General features: G+C 35.7%; 11 protein-coding genes, 2 pseudogenes and 1 riboswitch. Of the genes and pseudogenes, 9 read left to right on the forward strand and 4 right to left on the reverse strand.

The features are described 5' to 3' along the window. Positions 1–25 precede the first annotated feature (25 nt). Positions 26–178: a hypothetical protein gene (locus tag BLV40_RS28645; protein WP_170833668.1), complete on the reverse strand. Its 153-nt coding sequence runs from the start codon at positions 176–178 to the stop codon at positions 26–28. A 299-nt stretch (positions 179–477) separates the two neighbouring features. Between BLV40_RS28645 and BLV40_RS29365 the strand changes: the two genes are divergently transcribed. The 5 genes and pseudogenes from BLV40_RS29365 (at position 478) to BLV40_RS15015 (ending at position 7,163) form a co-directional block, all read left to right on the forward strand. After that, positions 478–1,464, forward strand: coding sequence for a DUF5667 domain-containing protein (locus tag BLV40_RS29365; protein WP_244525412.1), 987 nt, complete (start codon positions 478–480; stop codon positions 1,462–1,464). Positions 1,465–1,542: 78 nt separating this feature from the next. Then, the gene (gene sigI / locus BLV40_RS15000; RefSeq protein WP_026590742.1) at positions 1,543–2,265 is read left to right on the forward strand and encodes an RNA polymerase sigma factor SigI; all 723 of its coding nucleotides are present in this window, start codon (positions 1,543–1,545) and stop codon (positions 2,263–2,265) included. After that, complete coding sequence (locus BLV40_RS15005; protein ID WP_090691303.1) at positions 2,258–3,496, forward strand: anti-sigma factor domain-containing protein; 1,239 nt, start codon at positions 2,258–2,260, stop codon at positions 3,494–3,496. The genes sigI and BLV40_RS15005 overlap by 8 nt, the downstream gene beginning before the upstream one ends. Then, positions 3,486–3,674: pseudogene (locus tag BLV40_RS15010) on the forward strand (DDE-type integrase/transposase/recombinase); the annotation flags it as partial. The gene BLV40_RS15005 and the pseudogene BLV40_RS15010, both read left to right, overlap by 11 nt. A 135-nt stretch (positions 3,675–3,809) precedes the next feature. Continuing rightward, entirely contained in the window at positions 3,810–7,163 is a 3,354-nt protein-coding gene (locus BLV40_RS15015; RefSeq protein WP_090691304.1) for a trifunctional glycoside hydrolase family 18/polysaccharide deacetylase/glycosyltransferase family 2 protein, read from the forward strand. A 239-nt stretch (positions 7,164–7,402) separates the two neighbouring features. Here BLV40_RS15015 and BLV40_RS15020 read toward each other — a convergent pair whose 3' ends face one another. After that, positions 7,403–7,879, reverse strand: a complete 477-nt coding sequence (locus tag BLV40_RS15020; RefSeq protein ID WP_090691307.1) for a hypothetical protein — start codon at positions 7,877–7,879, stop codon at positions 7,403–7,405. 161 nt (positions 7,880–8,040) lie between these two features. Here BLV40_RS15020 and BLV40_RS28065 point away from each other — a divergent pair. Continuing rightward, positions 8,041–8,169, forward strand: a pseudogene (locus BLV40_RS28065) (oxalate/formate antiport family MFS transporter); the annotation flags it as partial. A 469-nt stretch (positions 8,170–8,638) separates the two neighbouring features. Here the strand turns inward: BLV40_RS28065 and BLV40_RS15025 are convergent. Together BLV40_RS15025 and BLV40_RS15030 are read right to left on the reverse strand one after the other, a co-directional pair. After that, on the reverse strand, positions 8,639–9,844 hold the full coding sequence (locus BLV40_RS15025) for an ABC transporter permease (RefSeq protein WP_090691310.1): 1,206 nt from the start codon (positions 9,842–9,844) through the stop codon (positions 8,639–8,641). Between the two features lie 68 nt (positions 9,845–9,912). Beyond that, positions 9,913–11,328, reverse strand: a complete 1,416-nt coding sequence (locus tag BLV40_RS15030) for an amino acid permease (RefSeq protein WP_026590736.1) — start codon at positions 11,326–11,328, stop codon at positions 9,913–9,915. A gap of 151 nt (positions 11,329–11,479) precedes the next feature. Then, a riboswitch (Lysine riboswitch) is annotated at positions 11,480–11,662 on the reverse strand. 213 nt (positions 11,663–11,875) lie between these two features. Between BLV40_RS15030 and BLV40_RS15035 the strand changes: the two genes are divergently transcribed. From BLV40_RS15035 to BLV40_RS15055, 3 genes are all read left to right on the forward strand, one after another. After that, positions 11,876–12,535 (forward strand): AAA family ATPase, encoded by a 660-nt coding sequence (locus tag BLV40_RS15035; protein ID WP_090691313.1) that lies wholly within the window; start codon positions 11,876–11,878, stop codon positions 12,533–12,535. 984 nt (positions 12,536–13,519) lie between these two features. Continuing rightward, complete coding sequence (locus BLV40_RS15050) at positions 13,520–15,274, forward strand: ABC transporter ATP-binding protein (protein WP_026590734.1); 1,755 nt, start codon at positions 13,520–13,522, stop codon at positions 15,272–15,274. Next, positions 15,271–17,271: an ABC transporter ATP-binding protein gene (locus BLV40_RS15055; RefSeq protein ID WP_090691319.1), complete on the forward strand. Its 2,001-nt coding sequence runs from the start codon at positions 15,271–15,273 to the stop codon at positions 17,269–17,271. Before BLV40_RS15050 ends, BLV40_RS15055 begins: the two co-directional genes overlap by 4 nt. Positions 17,272–17,466: the final 195 nt, after the last annotated feature.

The following is a 17,466-nucleotide window of genomic DNA, read 5'->3' on the forward strand; positions in this document are numbered from 1 at the left end:
AATCGTTTTTATAATGATTCGCTTTTTATATTCCATTAAAAAAAACGTCTGCTTCAGCTAATGTATTGCTAGTGCCTGGGTTCATTAAAAGGTTCTTCAGTTCACCTACTTCAGAGAGTGTGACAATGGTATAACCACTAATTAATACAATGAGTCCAATGACCCTTAATGTTTGCAAACTAATATTTCTTTGGTTTTCCTCAGAGTTACTTGGGGGCGTTAAAGTTTAAGTGTTGTTCATCGTAGGGCTCCCATCTTTTATATATGTGATCAAACATTTTTGCACCAGAACTGAGATAAAATGAATGCGAGTATTTTTACATATGAATCTATGGAAAAATTGATGAAATTGTCAGTTTTCTATTTTTGAAAAAATTATTTATCTATTTTTATAAAAAAATATTTTTTTGACCCCCATAAAATTTTTCTTTCCTCCGAATATATATAGTGAGGAAAGAAAATGGGGGAAAAATCATTATGAAAAAAACACTGTTAAAAGGCACTATGGTAACTATGATGGCATGCAGCTCGTTTCTGATAGGAACAGCAGCGTATGCTAGCGAAAACACAGATGCGATAAAAACAACGGAAACAGAAAAAACATCTTTAGTACAAGGTGACGTTTTTTATTTTGTGAAAACTATGGTTGAAGATATTAAAATGGCTCTTGCGACAAACGATTTAGAGAAAGCGAAGCTATTGTCTGAGCAAGCCGCAGAACGAATTACTGAAGCAAGTGTACTAATTGAAAAAGGAAAAGGAAATCTTACACAAGATACATTAGAAAAAGCGGCGGAAGACTTAGAAAAAGCAGATAAGCTTTCTGGCGAAGAGAAAGCAGAAACAGAAAAATCTGCTGACGAAGAAGAAAAAGAAGCAGCGAAAGTAAAAGTGCACATCGGAAACAACATCGAAGCATTAGCAAAAGTGCTAGATCAAGTGAAAAATCAGAAAGCAAAAGCCGCAATTACCAAAAATATAGAGAAGAGTTTTTCAAAGATTGCAGCTAAAATAGAGAAAGAGCAAGAAAAACAAGCGGACGCTATTGCAAAAGAAAACAAGAAATCAGATCAAAATACAGAAGTGACTTCAGCACAACCAGAACAAGTAACGCAACCAGAACAAGTAACGCAACCAGAACAAGCAACACAGCCAGCAAAACCAGCAAAACCAGCGCAACCAGCAAAACCAGCACAACCGGCAAAACCAGCGCAACCGGCACAGCCAGCAAAACCAGCAAAACCAGCGCAACCAGCAAAACCAGCAAAACCAGCGCAACCAGCACAACCGGCACAGTCAGCAAAACCAGCGCAACCAGCACATAAACCGCCTATTTCTCATGAGAAGCATGAGCAATCAAACCAAAAGGGTCAAACAGAAAAGAATGATCATCAAGACAACGGTAAAAAGGTCGGTCACGAAAAGCATAAAGAACAGAAAGAGGACAAGCACAAAGAAAAGTAGTAAGAAAATGTGGTGAAATGGTCACTTTTTTAGTGACCATTTTGCTATTTGAAGCAAAAGGAGGGAGGGGGATTACTAGTGTTGAGTTTAGTGATGAAGATCATAAACAAACCGACCATAGAAGATATCGTATTTAACATACAAAACAACGGAGGAGATAAGGAAGCTTTTATCGCACAGTATCGGCCTTTTATTCGAAAATCAATCTCGTCTGTCTGCTGCCGGTATATTACGGAGCAGGATGATGAATATAGCATTGGATTGTTTGCGTTTAATCAAGCAATTGAACAGTATTCATATAAAAAAGGAAAATCTTTTCTAGCGTTTGCTGAGCTTCTTATAAAAAGAGATGTAATTGACTATATACGCAAGGAGTCTAAGCATAATCTCGTCTTTTTAAAAGAAGACCAGCAAGAGGAAATGGTAGAAATGCAGGTATCGCTTACGGAGTATATGAAAGAGATGGAAAACAGAAACCGTAAGGAGGAAATTCTTCATTTTCAAATTGTGCTAGCTGAGTTTAAAATCACATTTTCAGAGCTTGCTAAGGAATCTCCAAAGCATCGTGATACGCGTGAGCACTTAATAGAAATTGTAAAGATTATTATAAAAGAAGAGAAAATGATGGAAGAGCTGTTCCGAAAGAAAAAGTTACCGCTTAAACACATTGAACCGCGTGTTAGGGCAAGTCGGAAAACGTTGGAGCGGCATAGAAAATACATTATTGCAATGTGTATTATCTTTGCAAACAACTATACATATATTCTTGATTATATAAGAGGGGGGAAGCATGATGAATAAAGGGATTGTGATGGATATAAAAAAACGTAGCGTAGTTGTTTTAACTCCGGATGGAGAGTTTATTACGTTTAAAAGAAAATCGCACTCTTATATGATTGGAGAGGAAATCTCGTTTAACGAACAAGAACAAAGAGTACCGCGTTTTTCAATCCCTTCTTTTTTAAAGCCCGTATCATTACTTGTTGCTTGTTTTCTATGTGTGTTTCTGTTTTTCTACTACCAACCGGAAGAAAAAGCATTCGCTTATGTCTCAATTGATATTAATCCAAGTTTAGAGGCAAGCGTAACAAAGGATCTTCGTGTTATAGATTTGCGAGCTTGTAATGATGATGGAAAGCGCATTTTAAAAGAAATGAAACGATGGAAAAATAAACCTTTGCAAGACGTAGTACGTACCATTGTAAAGCAAAGTCAAGAGGATGGATACTTAACGAATGACAAGCAAGTTATGCTAACAGCTGTTACAAAGGACAAGTCGCTAGAACCCCAGTTGGAAAAGGCTATGCAAGAATTAAAGAAAGAGTATGAGACAAAACATGTTACAGTCGTATATCAAAGCAGTACGATGCAAGTGCGAGAGAATGCCAAGAAAGCAGGAGTCAGCATAGGCGCCTATATAAAGCAAGAGAATGAGAAGAAGAAATCGCTTACTCCTCCTGCACCGCCGTCTAATCAGGAGGAACACCCTCAGGAGAGACATTCGCAACCAAAGTCATCATCCGATGCATCAGCGGATTTGTCTCCTGTAAAAGAAGAAAGATTTGAGAAGCAAGAGCAAATAGAACAAAAGCAATCCCAGGAACAGCAACCCCAGCAATCAAAAGGAAATAATGGGCATCAGCAAGAAAACAACGGTAAAGAGTCTAAACAAGAAAATAAAGAGTCCCAGCAAGAAAACAACGGTAAAGGACATAAACAAGAAAATAAAGAGTCTCAGCAAGAAAACAACGGTAAAGGACATAAACAAGAAAATAAAGAATCTCAACAAGAAAACAACGGTAAAGGGTATAAACAAGAAAATAAAGAGTCTCAGCAAGAAAACAACGGTAAAGGATATAAACAAGAAAATAAAGAGCCTCAGCAAGAAAACAACGGTAAAGGATATAAACAAGAAAATAAAGAGCCTCAGCAAGAAAATAAAGGCAATATAAACGCAAATAACGGGCATAAAAAAGAGGACAAAAACGTTCCTGTCACGCAACATCAGGGGAAAGAAAAGAAAAATCCATAGAATATTGAAGAATAGGGTTCGTTCCATGTTAGGATTGAAATCATTTCGTACAGCAACCTTGATTTTGAGAGGTATCGAAGCCATGCATATGATGAAAAAAGGGCAACTTCACCAAAGGGTGAAATCTGCTCAAAATGAGGTTGAAGTCATTCATAGGTTATTTGGATTAGTCGTTTGATCTCAAAGTTAACAGAAAATTACTGTTCTATATTCCTATTAAGCTATTTTCGCACCAAAACCCTAGAAGGTCTATCTATTAAAATAGTTTGCGTTTGTATTCAGAATAAATAGAAAAGGAGTATGTAAAAAAATAATGGAGAAAAAAATTCAACAAGAGACAGATAAATCAAAACCCGTTTTTTATGATCCTAAAGGAAGAAGAAAAATAGCTTTCAGTTGGTTTCTATGTATCTCAATAGTTAGCGTAAGTATTGTATTTTATTTTTTCTTTCGAAGTATTTTTTCAACACCAGAAATTCCAAATATGAATCCTTCTGTAAAGCAAGATACTAAGCTTGTACCTATTAATCAAAAACTCAGCGACCAGCAGTTAAAGAAGGAAGAATTCAAATCTCCTAATACCGAAAAAAAGAATAATGAAAATTCGGGAAAATCAACAGGCAATGGTGAACAACCTAAAGAAGTTTATGGTTTTTATGTAAACTGGGATGAAAATAGTACTGCTTCTTTAAAAGAAAATATTGATTCATTAACCATGTTAGTACCAGAGTGGTATCACTTAAAAGCAAACTTAACAATTAGTAGTGAGATTAAACCTGAGATTGTACAGTTGGCAAAAAAAAATCATGTGAAAATTATGCCTTTGCTTACTAACTATACTCAAGAAGCTTCTGGTCCTGATAGTAAACTTATTCATAAGTTACTGAATGCTCCAGATAATGTACAGACAAAGTTTATTAATGATTTAGTAAAGCGAATTGAAGAGAATCAATTTGCGGGTATTAATATTGACTTTGAGTCAATACCTGAAGGTGATAGAGATAAATTAACAGATTTCATGAAAGAACTTACTACGGTCTTTCACAAACATCATTTGCTCGTAACTCAAGATGTCCCTGCTAATGATAAGGCCTTTGATTATGGTGCATTAGCTAAAGTAATAGATCGTATGATTGTCATGATGTATGACGAACACTATGGGGCAGGGAAACCAGGACCAATTGCTTCAAATAAATGGTTTGAACATACGCTCAATGAACTAGACATTCCCTCTGAGAAACTTATCGTTGCTTTTGGTAATTATGGATATGATTGGGAAGTAAAGAGTAAAGCACCTGCGAAGTCTTTAACTTTCTCAGAAGTTATGACAATGGCTCATGATTCAAATATAAAAATTCAATGGGATAAGATTAGTGGAAATCCTTATTTTCGATATAAAAAAGGAGCGAAGGAACATACTGCTTGGTTCTTAGATAGTGTTACTCTTTATAATCAAGTAAAAATCGCAATGAACAACAATGCAAAGGGGTTTGCATTATGGAGACTAGGATCAGAAGATCCTACTGTATGGAAAGCTTTAAAAGATCCTATTGAAATACAAAAAAATCCTGATGCATTACATAAAATCGCTAGTTTAGATGAAGTAAATTATTCTGGACAAGGCGAAATTTTACAGATTGAGAATGAAAGACAAAATGGATTAAGAGATTTTAAAGTAGGCAAAGAAGGTTATCTTACAGATGAAGTGTATCAATCACTACCATCTGCATATCAAGTGCAGCGCTATGGAAAACCAAAAGGAAAACAAGTAGTACTAACATTTGATGATGGACCAGATCCTAAATACACACCGGAAATTCTAGATATATTAAAAGAGAATAAAGTAAAAGCAGCCTTTTTTGTACTTGGTGAAAACGCTCAACTAAATCCTAGTCTTGTTAAAAGAATATACGATGAAGGGCATGAAATTGGCAATCATACCTTCAAGCATCCTAACGTAGCTGATACGTCTTTACTACGAACAAAAGTAGAACTGAATACAACTCAGCGCCTGATTCAGGAAATAACTGGACATTCTACGGTTTTATTTAGGCCACCATATGAAGCAGATGCTAACCCGGATTCATCAAATGAAATATTGCCTATTTTGCGTGCACAAAATATGAACTATACAATGGTGGCAGAAAAAGTTGATCCTGAGGACTGGGCGACGCCATCAACAAATGAATTGGTAAAGCGTGCTCTTAATCCCATTTATAAGGGGGAAGGTAATGTTGTTCTTCTCCATGATGCAGGAGGGAATCGTACTCATACGGTAGAGGCGCTGCCAATGATTATTAAAGACCTTAAAAAGCATGGATATAGTTTTGTAACAATTTCAGATTTAATGAATAAAGAACGAGATGAAGTTATGCCTCCCGTTTCTTCTGAGGGTAAGCAATATTTACTTTACAATAAAGCTGTTTTTTCTGGAGCGGGATATGCTAAGCACATATTAACAACTATTTTTTATATTGCTATTGGATTAGGTATTTTCCGATTCCTATTTTTAATTTATTTTGCATTCAAGCAAAAAAGGAAAACAAGGTCCCGTTTATTTACTAATTCGTCTTATCAGCCTTCCGTTAGTGTTGTGATAGCAGCATATAATGAAGAGAAGGTTATAGCCAAGACCATCCGCTCAATTTTGGATAGTGATTATAGAGATTTTGAAGTTATTGTTGTTGATGACGGCTCGAAAGATGATACGTCAAAAGTAATTCAAGAAGCATTCCATAAACATCCTAAAGTTCGTTTAATTCAGAAGGAAAACGGTGGAAAATCATCCGCGATGAATTTAGGATTTCAAAAATCACGAGGAGAAATCATTGTCACTTTAGATGCGGATACTATTATTGCGCAAGATGCTATTTCGCTAATGATTAGGCACTTTGAAGATCATAATGTAGCGGCAGTTTCAGGAAATGTCAAAGTGGGAAATAGACGGAATTTGTTAACTACTTGGCAACATGTTGAATACATTACAGGATTTAATTTAGAACGCAGAGCCTTTGATGAATTGGATTGTATCACGGTAGTTCCTGGAGCTATTGGGGCATGGCGTAAAAAGAATGTAGTTGAATCTGGATATTTAAGCGAAGATACACTTGCAGAAGATACGGATCTTACTATAACATTTTTACGTCAAGGGCATCGAATTGTATATGAAGAAGAAGCGTATGCTTATACGGAGTCGCCTGAAGATGTGAAAAGTCTCATTAAACAGCGATATCGTTGGTCGTATGGTACACTGCAATGTCTTTGGAAACATCGAAAGGCGTTGTTTAATCCAAAGCATAAAACATTAGGGTTTGTTGCATTACCTAATATGTGGCTATTTCAATATGTTCTGCAATTCATTGCTCCTTTAGCAGATATATTAATGATTATGGGGCTATTTGGTAGCAATCCTCTAAAAGTTTTAGGATTTTATCTTGTGTTCTTTGTAATGGATCTTTTCGCTTCTCTTTTCGCATTTAAATTAGAGAAAGAGAATCCTAAACCATTAGCGTGGTTAATTTTACAACGTTTTATTTATCGTCAATTTATGACTTATGTTGTAATTAAATCTGTCTTTTCATCTATTCGAGGAGTAGCTGTGGGATGGAATAAATTGAAGAGAATGGGAAGTGTTGAGCACTCCTCTAAACATAATGAGGCATCATAAGAGAGCAGATAATCTGCTCTCTTTTTTTACTAGTAGCTTCTTAATTTGAATAACAATAGCTATGAATGATGTGGAACGAAAAATGCAAGTGGTAGAAAAAGAGAGAACGGGAAAATATGCTTTCTTCGTCTGGCGATATTAATCTTCATCACAATTTCCAAGTCCAAACAATAACCCAAATAAATGCACAAGATAGAATCTGAAAATCAGCTTCACAAATGTAAATATTTGCTAAAATTCTATTTTTTGTACACATTACCATTTAGAATATTCTTGCATTTTCTAATGTCTCGTTTGATTTGCTGATTTTCAAAAAAATAAACCTCTGTACCTGACCAAATAAAAACCCAACACACAATGCTTAATACTCCTGCAATATAGGCATGATTGCTTGAAAGCTTCAAGAATATCACCCCAATAATAATACCAATCACAAATAAAACAATAGCCTTTTTGACATTTCTAGCATATGTATATTCCTCTTCGTTCAAAAGGTTAGAAAAAGTGTTAAATGTGGCAGTCTTCAATGACTTTTCATCAAAATCATTCTGACCTGAAAAAAATATTTCTACTTCTTTTCTTTTGCCACTGTGTAGCTTTGACAAAATAAAATCTTCAAGGTCAGAGCTTAGGTGAACATCATCTGAGCTATAATATCTTGAAAACGGAGTATCAGTTTCATCTAAATAGATATTTATACTTAATTCATCTTTCATGTTAACCCTCCTTTAAATCTAATTTACTAGTTGAAAGTCAACCTTTTATCAGTATGGTCAAGATAGCAACAATTCTTACGAAAACAGCGTTGTAAAAAGAGAAAGTCAATTCAAAAGAAATAAGAAACTAGCAATATAACCAATACAGTTAAGCAACCAGCCTAGGTGGATTTAAACCAACTTTTATGGTGATTGGCGTATTGTGTGTTGTGTCATTTATTATCGCTATTTTAATTCAACCACCTAATCAGAAAAAAGAAGAACAAGAAAATTATCGCAGTGTAGCGTGAGCATTGTGAATTTTTATTACATTATGGTAATTCCTAAAATAAATATTTGATTCCATAATATATAAATGTAACAATTGTAACTGTCTTCTTTTAAAAATTTTATTTGAAGAACACGAGCCGAAAAAGAACTCATCTTCTAATGAGTTCTTTTTTTCGTTTATATAAAATAAAATGAAGCAGATATTTTAGTGTGTCTATAGGTTCTATAAACAATTTTATCGAGGGGAACTGTTTTGGCTAGGACCGAAACAGGAGAATCCCCCACCTCAAGCGCGTGTAGAGGTAGGTGGGGTAGTTCAATAAATTGAAGATACATCATCCTAGGTACATATCTTCTAGAGTTAGTTTTGCTATTTAATGAGTGTTTCATTAGTTATGTTATATAGATACTTTCTTTAATGTACTTATTTTACTTCTCCTAATCTATTTAATTGTTGAAAATATAAAAACAGAATACACAATCATTCATTTAAATTTCCGATGAAGAAATTCGTTTTTTTGTTTTTGGTACGATAATAAATTTAATGAAAAATATGCTGACTATAACAGTTGAAAGGATAGGTAAAAACTGCTGTAGTGAAGCGAATATAATAATAGAAAATACCGCCAGCTGAACGACTGCTAATGAAAATAAAAGAATAAGAAATTGACGTACCCTCTCTTCAGATGCAATCGGATATAATGCCACAATAGTATTTCCCGAAAAATATTTCCACAAGGAACGCAGTTGCATCGAGGTCATATATAAGAGACAACAAGTAATAGCGCCTTTTACAAATATATTTGGTACGAAATATAAAATAAAAGAACCAATGGCAGTTAATCGAATGTATATTCCAAAATAATCATTTGCACGTAAGAATGATAAAGTGTTCAAATATAAAAAAGTAGATTGGTTTTTATGTAATATAGGTTCTATCCAATTTGTTAGCCATTTTCTTTTCTTTACTTGTTTTTTCAGCTGCGGAACATCAGTGAAAAAGCTTGCAAATTGGTAAAAGTGCATGTCCATTTTTTCTTCTTGTTCAATGATATACTCCCAGTTAATTCGTTTTGTTGGTTGTTTTACTGTATAAATAAGTATAAAGGCTGGAAGCAAGAGAACAGCACCGAATAGAACGACTGATACGGACTGAAAGAGCATATAAAGAATCAGTGCGTTACAAGTGAATCGAATGATGAACCAGATTTGGCTGTTATATTGATCACGCCATATCCAATTGATATACAGGTTCCAACCTTTTATTAACATTAAAATGAAAAAGATCGTACATAAGAATGGAACAGGTGTCTGTAATGTTTGTATTGCCAGCGGTGTAATGATTAGAAACGTAAATAGTAATGGGAAAAGCTGTATGGCGTAATTATAGAAAAGAGATTGTTTGAAATAAGGTGTTAATTTCTCTTCAAGTGCCAGTAAATAGACAGCGTCAGGCTTTTGGATAAAAGTACGGATCTTACATCTCGTTATAACGATTGTAAGTACAGTTGTGATGAGTAATAATGAGATTCCTTTAGAAGGAGCTGTTTTTAAAAACTTGGCGTAATAATAAGCACCGATACACGAGATAAAGATGAAGCTATACAATAAACCACTAATCATCCGGAAAAAATACATTATGCTGTTTTGAAGATGTTTTTGAAAGCGATCGCTCCATAGCGTTTCAATTGACATGTTTTTCACCTCTATCATCTATTATAAAGGTTTCTTTCTTGTACCAAAATAAAAACGAACAAATTGCTTTAAGCAACTTGTTCGTTTTTATTTCTTTTTTGATCACGATTCATTAATGGATAAAAGGCGAAACCAATTACAAATAAGCCAATTCCAAGAAGGAATGTTTTTATATCTGAGGATCCCGTTTTAATAACCCATAGTGCATAGCAAAGGGCAATGAATGCGACAATACCATCTATAATTCGTGAGCTCATTTCATTTTTATACGTTTCACCAGTTACAACAAGTTTTAATTGGAAGATCGGTGAAACGAGATAAGGGATTAAGTAGGCTAAGGTTGAGACAGTAATAACGAATGTATAGGCCTCAGCAATTGTCCCTGATAATGTTGAGAATAAGAATACTTGTGACATAATGTTTGTTAATCGTAATGAGTAAATAGGACTTCCTTTTTTATTTGTTTTTGCAAAGAAGGAAGGGAAGAACCCCTCTTTTGCCGCTTGATACGGTACTTCTGAGCTTAATAAAATCCAGCCTAAGATAGAGCCGAATAGGGAAGTAAGGGCAAGGAGTGCCATTAATTTCCCACCGCCATGACCCATTGCAGCATTTAATGCATCAGCTAATGGACGTTCAGAAGTTTGTAGTTTATCAATGTGAAGAACACCCATTGTTAAAATTGTAATTCCTAAATAAATGGCAACAGTTATTAATAAGCCAGCTACAGTAGCATGTTTTACCGTTTTTGGCGATTTCGCACGGTTTGATAAAAGAACGGCTGATTCAATACCGATAAATGCCCAAAGTGTTGTAAGGGCAGCTAAATTTACTTGTGAAAGTAGTCCATGTGACACGCCTTCTTTATCAATCATTGGTGTGTACCATTGTCCAAATTTAGAAGCTTGAAATGCAAACAAAGTAACAACGATAAATAGAAGGAATCCAGTCACCTTTGTTGTTGTTGCTAGGAAGTTTAATTTCCCGGCTCCGTTTACACCGTTTGTTAAAATCATATGTGTTCCCCATAGTAAGCAAGAACAGATGCAGAATGTAATCAGTTTTCCAACTTCCACATCGAAAGAGCCGATTGAAAATAAGATACGTGTATCTTTCATAATAGGGAAGAAGAGTGATAAATAACCTGCAAAAGATGTAATAATAGCAACATTACTTGCCCAGTTTGCGACCCAGTAGCCCCAAACTATGCTGAAACCAGCCATTTTTTTCTTTTTTGGTGATGAGAATAAAGCATATGCATGACTTTGTGGCCCTGTTGTTAAATCAGGACGACGAATTGCCAAATTACCGAAAACAAGAGCTAGCATTAAAACACCAAATCCTGTTGTTAACCAAGCTAATGTAACACCGAGTGGGCTTGCTGTTTGTGCTAATGTACTAGGCACCATGAAAATACCAGCGCCAACCATATTGCCGACAACAAATGCTGTCAGTACCCAAAAGCCCCATTTTTTTTGTTGCATAAAAGAATACCTCCCAAGTTAGTATAACCAAGTCAAGCGAGGAGATATGTATGTCTTCCAAAAAGGAAGTAAGGTAAGCTTCATACAAAACAAAAAAAGCACGTGTCATTGTCGCTACGTGCTTTCTATCTTATAGGAAACCCACGACATACCTCTCGATAGCTCTCCACAAACAAATTGTTTGTGACAGTTCTGCACTTATTAAATAGCAGACCCAGCAAGAATGCACAGTGGGCATGTCTTACTTCGGCAACCATTCCTTTCCCATTCATTCATTGATGCCACTACATCTCCTGAAATGATACTCTTAATGACTGCAACCTCTACCTCACCGAGATACGAATGAGGATTTATGTATTAAATTAACATAATCAAGGGTAACAAATGTATTTTTATACGTCAATGGATATGGTAATAGTCAGACTATAGCGAACAATTTGTTAGTAAAAGAAGTTCGGTCAATTTATGTGTTAAACTATTGAAGCGTAATAGTGAAATCGTGTTTCGGAAAAAGAATTACATAGTAATTAGTAAATGGAGGTACGGTATGACGCTAATTTGTTTAGAAGGTGCCAGTGGTATTGGTAAAACGACGACGTGTAAAAGGATTGCGGAGTTGTACAATGCTTATGTGATTCCAGAAGTAAATTTCTTATTTCAGCGCCCTAATCCTGAACCGGAAAATTGGTATCTCGAAAGGCAAGTTGAAAGATGGCAACTCGCACAAGAAAAATTAAAATCGTATGATGTAGTTTTATTTGATGGAGATATTTTTCAGCCCATTTGGTATAACTGGATTTATGAGGGGGAGTTTCCACAAACTTTACCGTTTTTGAAAGAGTTTTATGTAAGTCAAATGAAACGGAAACAGATAGGATTTCCGGGTGTCTACATTCATCTTTCTACAAGTAAAACAGAATTAAGAAAAAGGAAAGAAAATGATACGACCCAAAGACGAAGTAACTTTGAAAAACATCTAAGGCTTATAGAACCACAAAAGCAGTATTTTCAATATATGAATACTGTTTCTCCTAATGTAGTCCATTTTGTAGATGCAGTGAGTATTGAAGAAAATACAAAAAATATTTTTGATATTTTGTCTCGCTTGAATCTAGAAAAACAACATAATTACTCTGTATCTTTATTAGAGAATGTAATGGATTGGGTAATGAGTAGTAACCCTAAAGCATATGAGATAAGTGAATAGGGAATAAAAGAATATATATCCGACTTGATTTTCCAACATAGATGTATCCATTTTAACTGAGAAGTCCATCTTCTCTAAATGAAGTGAAGTGGGGGGATTTCAATTTCAAGCACTTAAGTCGTGGCTATGAAAATAAAAGGTAATCTCCGCTCGCTTTCTCCTTTTGTTCTCGCTTAAAGGAACTGACGATTCTATCCATGGCCGGACGCTCTCTTCCTAACTAAAAAGAAAGGCTTTTCAATTTGTATTTATATAAAAAAGAAGCTAATCTACGGCCGTAGATTAGCTTCTAACAGGATTTGTCCTCCTAAAATAGCAACTTGTAAGAGTGAGTATATGGTGATTGTGGGGGGGGATAATATTTTTTAAATAAAATATTTATGGGAATGATTTCTTATATGATTTTTATTTTGCATGCTCTTTCTGAAAGGGATTTACCTTATTTGTAAGTGGAATATAAGGTTATCATAATATTATTGATAGATAATTTTTTTCGAGTATTGAAAAGGGAGTGTATATCTTTCATTTTTTGTGATAAAAGTTTTTTGGTAAAATAATGAAAAAACAATTGACAGAAAAGTTGCTCAAGTTATAAAATTAAAAATGGAAAATAAAACAAGGAGGTGTGTGTAATGATTGTAATGGTAAATATGACTGGCTTAGCTGTATTACGTGGTGGAAAACATTTATATCATTACGCAACCCGTACGGAAAGATAGTGCTTTTTTGTTTTCAAAAAAGCGTACGCTGCGTATTTCGTAACGTACGCTTTTATGCGTTTTTGCGCATATCGTCAAGCGGCGGTATGCGCTTTTTTGTCTTTACTTTTGGTTGTTTCCATACTTTGTATGGTTTCGATAAAGAAAAATATGGAAGGTGAGATGTAATGATGAAACAGTACAATTTACGCAATGTAAAAGTGGGGCCTTTTGATAGTGGATAACAGAGATAGACTGAAACAAGATCGAGAAGGGAGAGATTTCATTGTTTTCAGTATTACAAAAGTTAACATGGTTTTTTAAAGAACATTGGAAGAGGTACAGTATCGCAATTGGAGCGCTTTTAATTGTAAATGTAGTAGAGATAATTCCTCCAAAAGTAATCGGTTTAACAATTGATCATATAAAAATAGGGTCTTTAACAAGCGAAGTAATTATGAAATATATTTGGATCTTAGTCGTGACGACGATAGTTGGATATGTACTCACGTATGTATGGCAGCACCAATTATTTGGCGGGGCATTCGTGCTTGAAAAAACGATGCGCTCAAAATTTATGGGACACTTGCTCAAAATGACACCGACCTTTTATCACAAAAATCGTACTGGTGATTTAATGGCGAGAGCGACAAATGATTTAAAGGCGATTGCTATGACTGCAGGATTTGGGATATTGACGCTCGTTGATTCTAGTTTATATATGCTCACAATTGTTTTTATGATGGGCTTTTCAATTAGTTGGCAACTTACAATTGCGGCGCTTCTTCCCCTGCCGATTATGGCATATGCGATGAATATATATGGGAAGAAGTTACATGAACGCTTTACCGTTGCGCAAGATGCGTTTGGGGATATGAATGATAAAGTACTTGAATCGATTGCAGGCGTGCGTGTTATTCGTGCATATGTGCAGGAGAAAGCGGATGAAGAAAGATTCCATCAATTAGGAACAGATGTATATGAAAAAAATATGAAAGTAGCAAGAATTGATGCACTGTTTCAGCCAACTGTGAAGATGTTAGTTGGTCTTAGCTATTTAATTGGTCTTGTATATGGAGCGTTTTTAGTTTTCCAATCAAAGGTGACGCTTGGGGAACTTGTTTCCTTTAACGTTTACCTTGGGATGATGATTTGGCCAATGTTTGCGATTGGTGAATTAATTAATGTCATGCAGCGGGGGAATGCTTCGCTAGATCGTGTTAATGAAACGTTAGCGTATGAGCCTGACGTGAAGAACGTGAAAAAGCCGATGCGTGTACACGAACCAGAGTATATCGATTTTGATAAAGTTTCCTTTTCGTATCCGGCTTCACCTGAACTTAATTTGAAAAATGTTTCTTTTTCATTAAAACAAGGAGAAACGCTTGGCGTTGTTGGGAAAACAGGGAGTGGTAAAACGACTCTTGTTCGACAACTTCTTCGCCAGTATCCACTTGGAGAAGGGGATATTACAGTGTCAGACATTACGCTTGGTCAAATTTCAACTGAAAGCGTGCGAGGCTGGGTTGGGTATGTACCGCAGGAGCATATTCTATTTTCAAAAACAGCACGCGAAAATATTTTGTTTGGAAACAGGGAAGCAAGTCAGGAGGAACTTGAAAAGGCTATTGAAATCGCGGCATTCAAAAAAGATTTGGAGTTTCTTCCTGAAGGATTAGAGACGCTTGTTGGAGAGAAAGGTGTTTCTTTATCTGGCGGGCAAAAACAACGGATTTCAATAGCGAGAGCTGTTATTCAAAATCCAGAAATTTTAATTTTAGATGATTCATTATCGGCTGTGGATGCCAGAACGGAAGCGGCGATTATTGAAAATATAAGAAGAGAAAGAAGCGGAAAAACAACAATTATAACAACGCACCGCCTGTCAGCTGTGCAGCATGCGGATTGGATTCTCGTTATGGATAATGGTGAAATCATAGAAGAGGGAACGCATGATAGACTCGTTTCTAATGACGGCTGGTATGCGGAGCAGTTTGAAAGACAACAGGGTGAGAATATAGAGGGTGAGGTGAAAATATGAGTGTTTCAAAGCGGTTATTTAAGTACGCCATGAAAGTAAAAGGAACGATTTTTGTGGCACTTGCAATGTTATTTATTTTCGTTATTGCAGAGCTCGCAGGGCCATTTGTGGCAAAGGTAATGATTGATGATCATATTGTCGGCATCGAGAAGCCTTGGTATGAAACGGGGCAAGGTGAGGACGCAGTATTATATAACGGCACTTGGTATAAGCGAAGCGACCGTTTTGAACAAGGGGAACAAAAAGGAAAAGAAGTTCGTATTATACAGGTCGGTTTCACTTATTACTTTGTACCTAACAAAATTGCAGCAGAGGGAACGCGTTCTGTAAAGGGAGATATCGTTACAGTTCAAAGTGGGAAAGCAACGCAAGTGTATAAAGCAAAAATGTTAACAGCTAAAGAGGTATATTCGTTTTATGAACCTGAGATGAAACGATTGCTTTTACTTGGCGGAGGATATTTTGCACTATTATTAGTTGTATCTTTATTTGCATATGGTAAGCAGTTTTTCTTACAGAAAGCATCGAATAAAATCATTCAAATTATGCGCGAAGATGTTTTTTCTCATATTCAAACCCTGCCGATCCGTTATTTCGACCATTTACCAGCAGGGAAAATTGTATCGCGTGTAACGAATGATACAGAGGCGATTCGTGAGTTATATGTAACAGTTTTAGCGACATTTGCTTCTAGTTTTATTTATATTATTGGAATCTTTATTGCTTTATTTTTACTTGATATGAAATTAGCGCTTCTATGTTTAATCATCATACCAATTTTAATTGTTTGGGCTGTTGTATATCGAAAATATGCTTCGGTGTACAATCATAAGATGCGCTCTCGGTTATCAGATATTAATGGAACAGTGAATGAATCAATCCAAGGGATGCCTATCATCCAGGCATTTCGTCAAGAACGTACAACAAAGAAAGAATTTGAAGAATTAAATGAAGATTACTTTAAGTATCAAAATAAAATTTTAAATTTAAATGCAGCGACATCCCATAACTTAGTAGGAGTCTTGCGTAATATTGCTTTTACGGCCGTTATTTGGTATTTTGGCGGCGCCTCTTTGAGTGCTGCTGGGGTTGTCTCTTTAGGAGTGCTGTATGCATTTGTCGATTATTTAACAAGGCTCTTCTCACCAATTACAAATATGGTAAATCAGCTCGCGAATTTAGAGCAAGCGCGGGTTGCATCGGAACGTGTATTTGAACTGTTGGATGAAAAGGGAGAAGTACTTCAGGAAGAGCGTATCCCGCGTCTGAATGGAAATGTTCGATTTGATAATGTTTCATTTTCTTATAACGGAAAAGATGAGGTGTTAAAAAATATTTCTTTCGAGGCGAAAAAAGGAGAGACGATTGCTCTTGTTGGTCATACTGGATCTGGGAAAAGTTCCATTATGAATGTACTTTTCCAATTTTATGAGTTTCAAAAAGGAAAACTTACAATTGATGAGTATGATGTGAAAGATATACCAAAGCAGGCACTTCGCGAGCATATGGGGATTGTGCTGCAAGATCCATTTTTATTTAGTGGTACGGTAGCTTCAAATGTAAGTTTAGAGCATCCAAAGATTTCAAATGATCGAGTTATAAAAGCACTGCACGATGTAGGAGCAGAGCGATTTGCTAACAATATAGAAGAAGAAATTACGGAAAAAGGAAGTACGCTTTCAACTGGAGAGCGTCAACTTATATCCTTCGCACGTGCGCTAGCATTTGATCCTGCCATCTTAGTATTAGATGAAGCGACTTCAAGTATTGATACAGAGACAGAGGCGATGATTCAGGGCGCGCTAGAGGTTGTAAAGAAAGGAAGAACAACCTTTATCATTGCACATCGCCTTTCAACCATTAAGAGCGCGGATCAAATTATTGTACTCGACCGGGGAACGATTCTCGAAAAGGGTTCTCACGATGAATTAATACAGAAAAAAGGTCGTTATTACGAAATGTACAAAACACAAATGGAAGGAAGTCAAAGTGCGTAACTTTCACGAAATGTTCAGAAAACTTTAAAGCAATGTTTACAAATGCTTCCGTATCTTTCCTTATCCATGTGATATGTTGGAGGAAAGGGGGAGATAGGGATGGAAGAATTATCAGTTACATTTAACATTGCTTTCTTTTTGCTATTGTGCGGAATGATTGGGTATTGTGTATTAGATTCTTAAAAGAGCTTGCTA

It is taken from the genome of Bacillus sp. 166amftsu (assembly GCF_900107445.1).
Classification (GTDB): domain Bacteria; phylum Bacillota; class Bacilli; order Bacillales; family Bacillaceae_G; genus Bacillus_A; species Bacillus_A arachidis.

Bases quoted from the DNA above. Each gene is read 5' to 3' on its own strand.
- BLV40_RS15025 (WP_090691310.1), bottom strand. From the start codon at position 9,844: ATGTCAATTGAAACGCTATGGAGCGATCGCTTTCAAAAACATCTTCAA.
- BLV40_RS15015 (WP_090691304.1), top strand. From the start codon at position 3,810: ATGGAGAAAAAAATTCAACAAGAGACAGATAAATCAAAACCCGTTTTT.
- BLV40_RS15020 (WP_090691307.1), bottom strand. From the start codon at position 7,879: ATGAAAGATGAATTAAGTATAAATATCTATTTAGATGAAACTGATACT.
- BLV40_RS15035 (WP_090691313.1), top strand. From the start codon at position 11,876: ATGACGCTAATTTGTTTAGAAGGTGCCAGTGGTATTGGTAAAACGACG.
- BLV40_RS15005 (WP_090691303.1), top strand. From the start codon at position 2,258: ATGAATAAAGGGATTGTGATGGATATAAAAAAACGTAGCGTAGTTGTT.
- BLV40_RS29365 (WP_244525412.1), top strand. From the start codon at position 478: ATGAAAAAAACACTGTTAAAAGGCACTATGGTAACTATGATGGCATGC.
- BLV40_RS15030 (WP_026590736.1), bottom strand. From the start codon at position 11,328: ATGCAACAAAAAAAATGGGGCTTTTGGGTACTGACAGCATTTGTTGTC.
- BLV40_RS15055 (WP_090691319.1), top strand. From the start codon at position 15,271: ATGAGTGTTTCAAAGCGGTTATTTAAGTACGCCATGAAAGTAAAAGGA.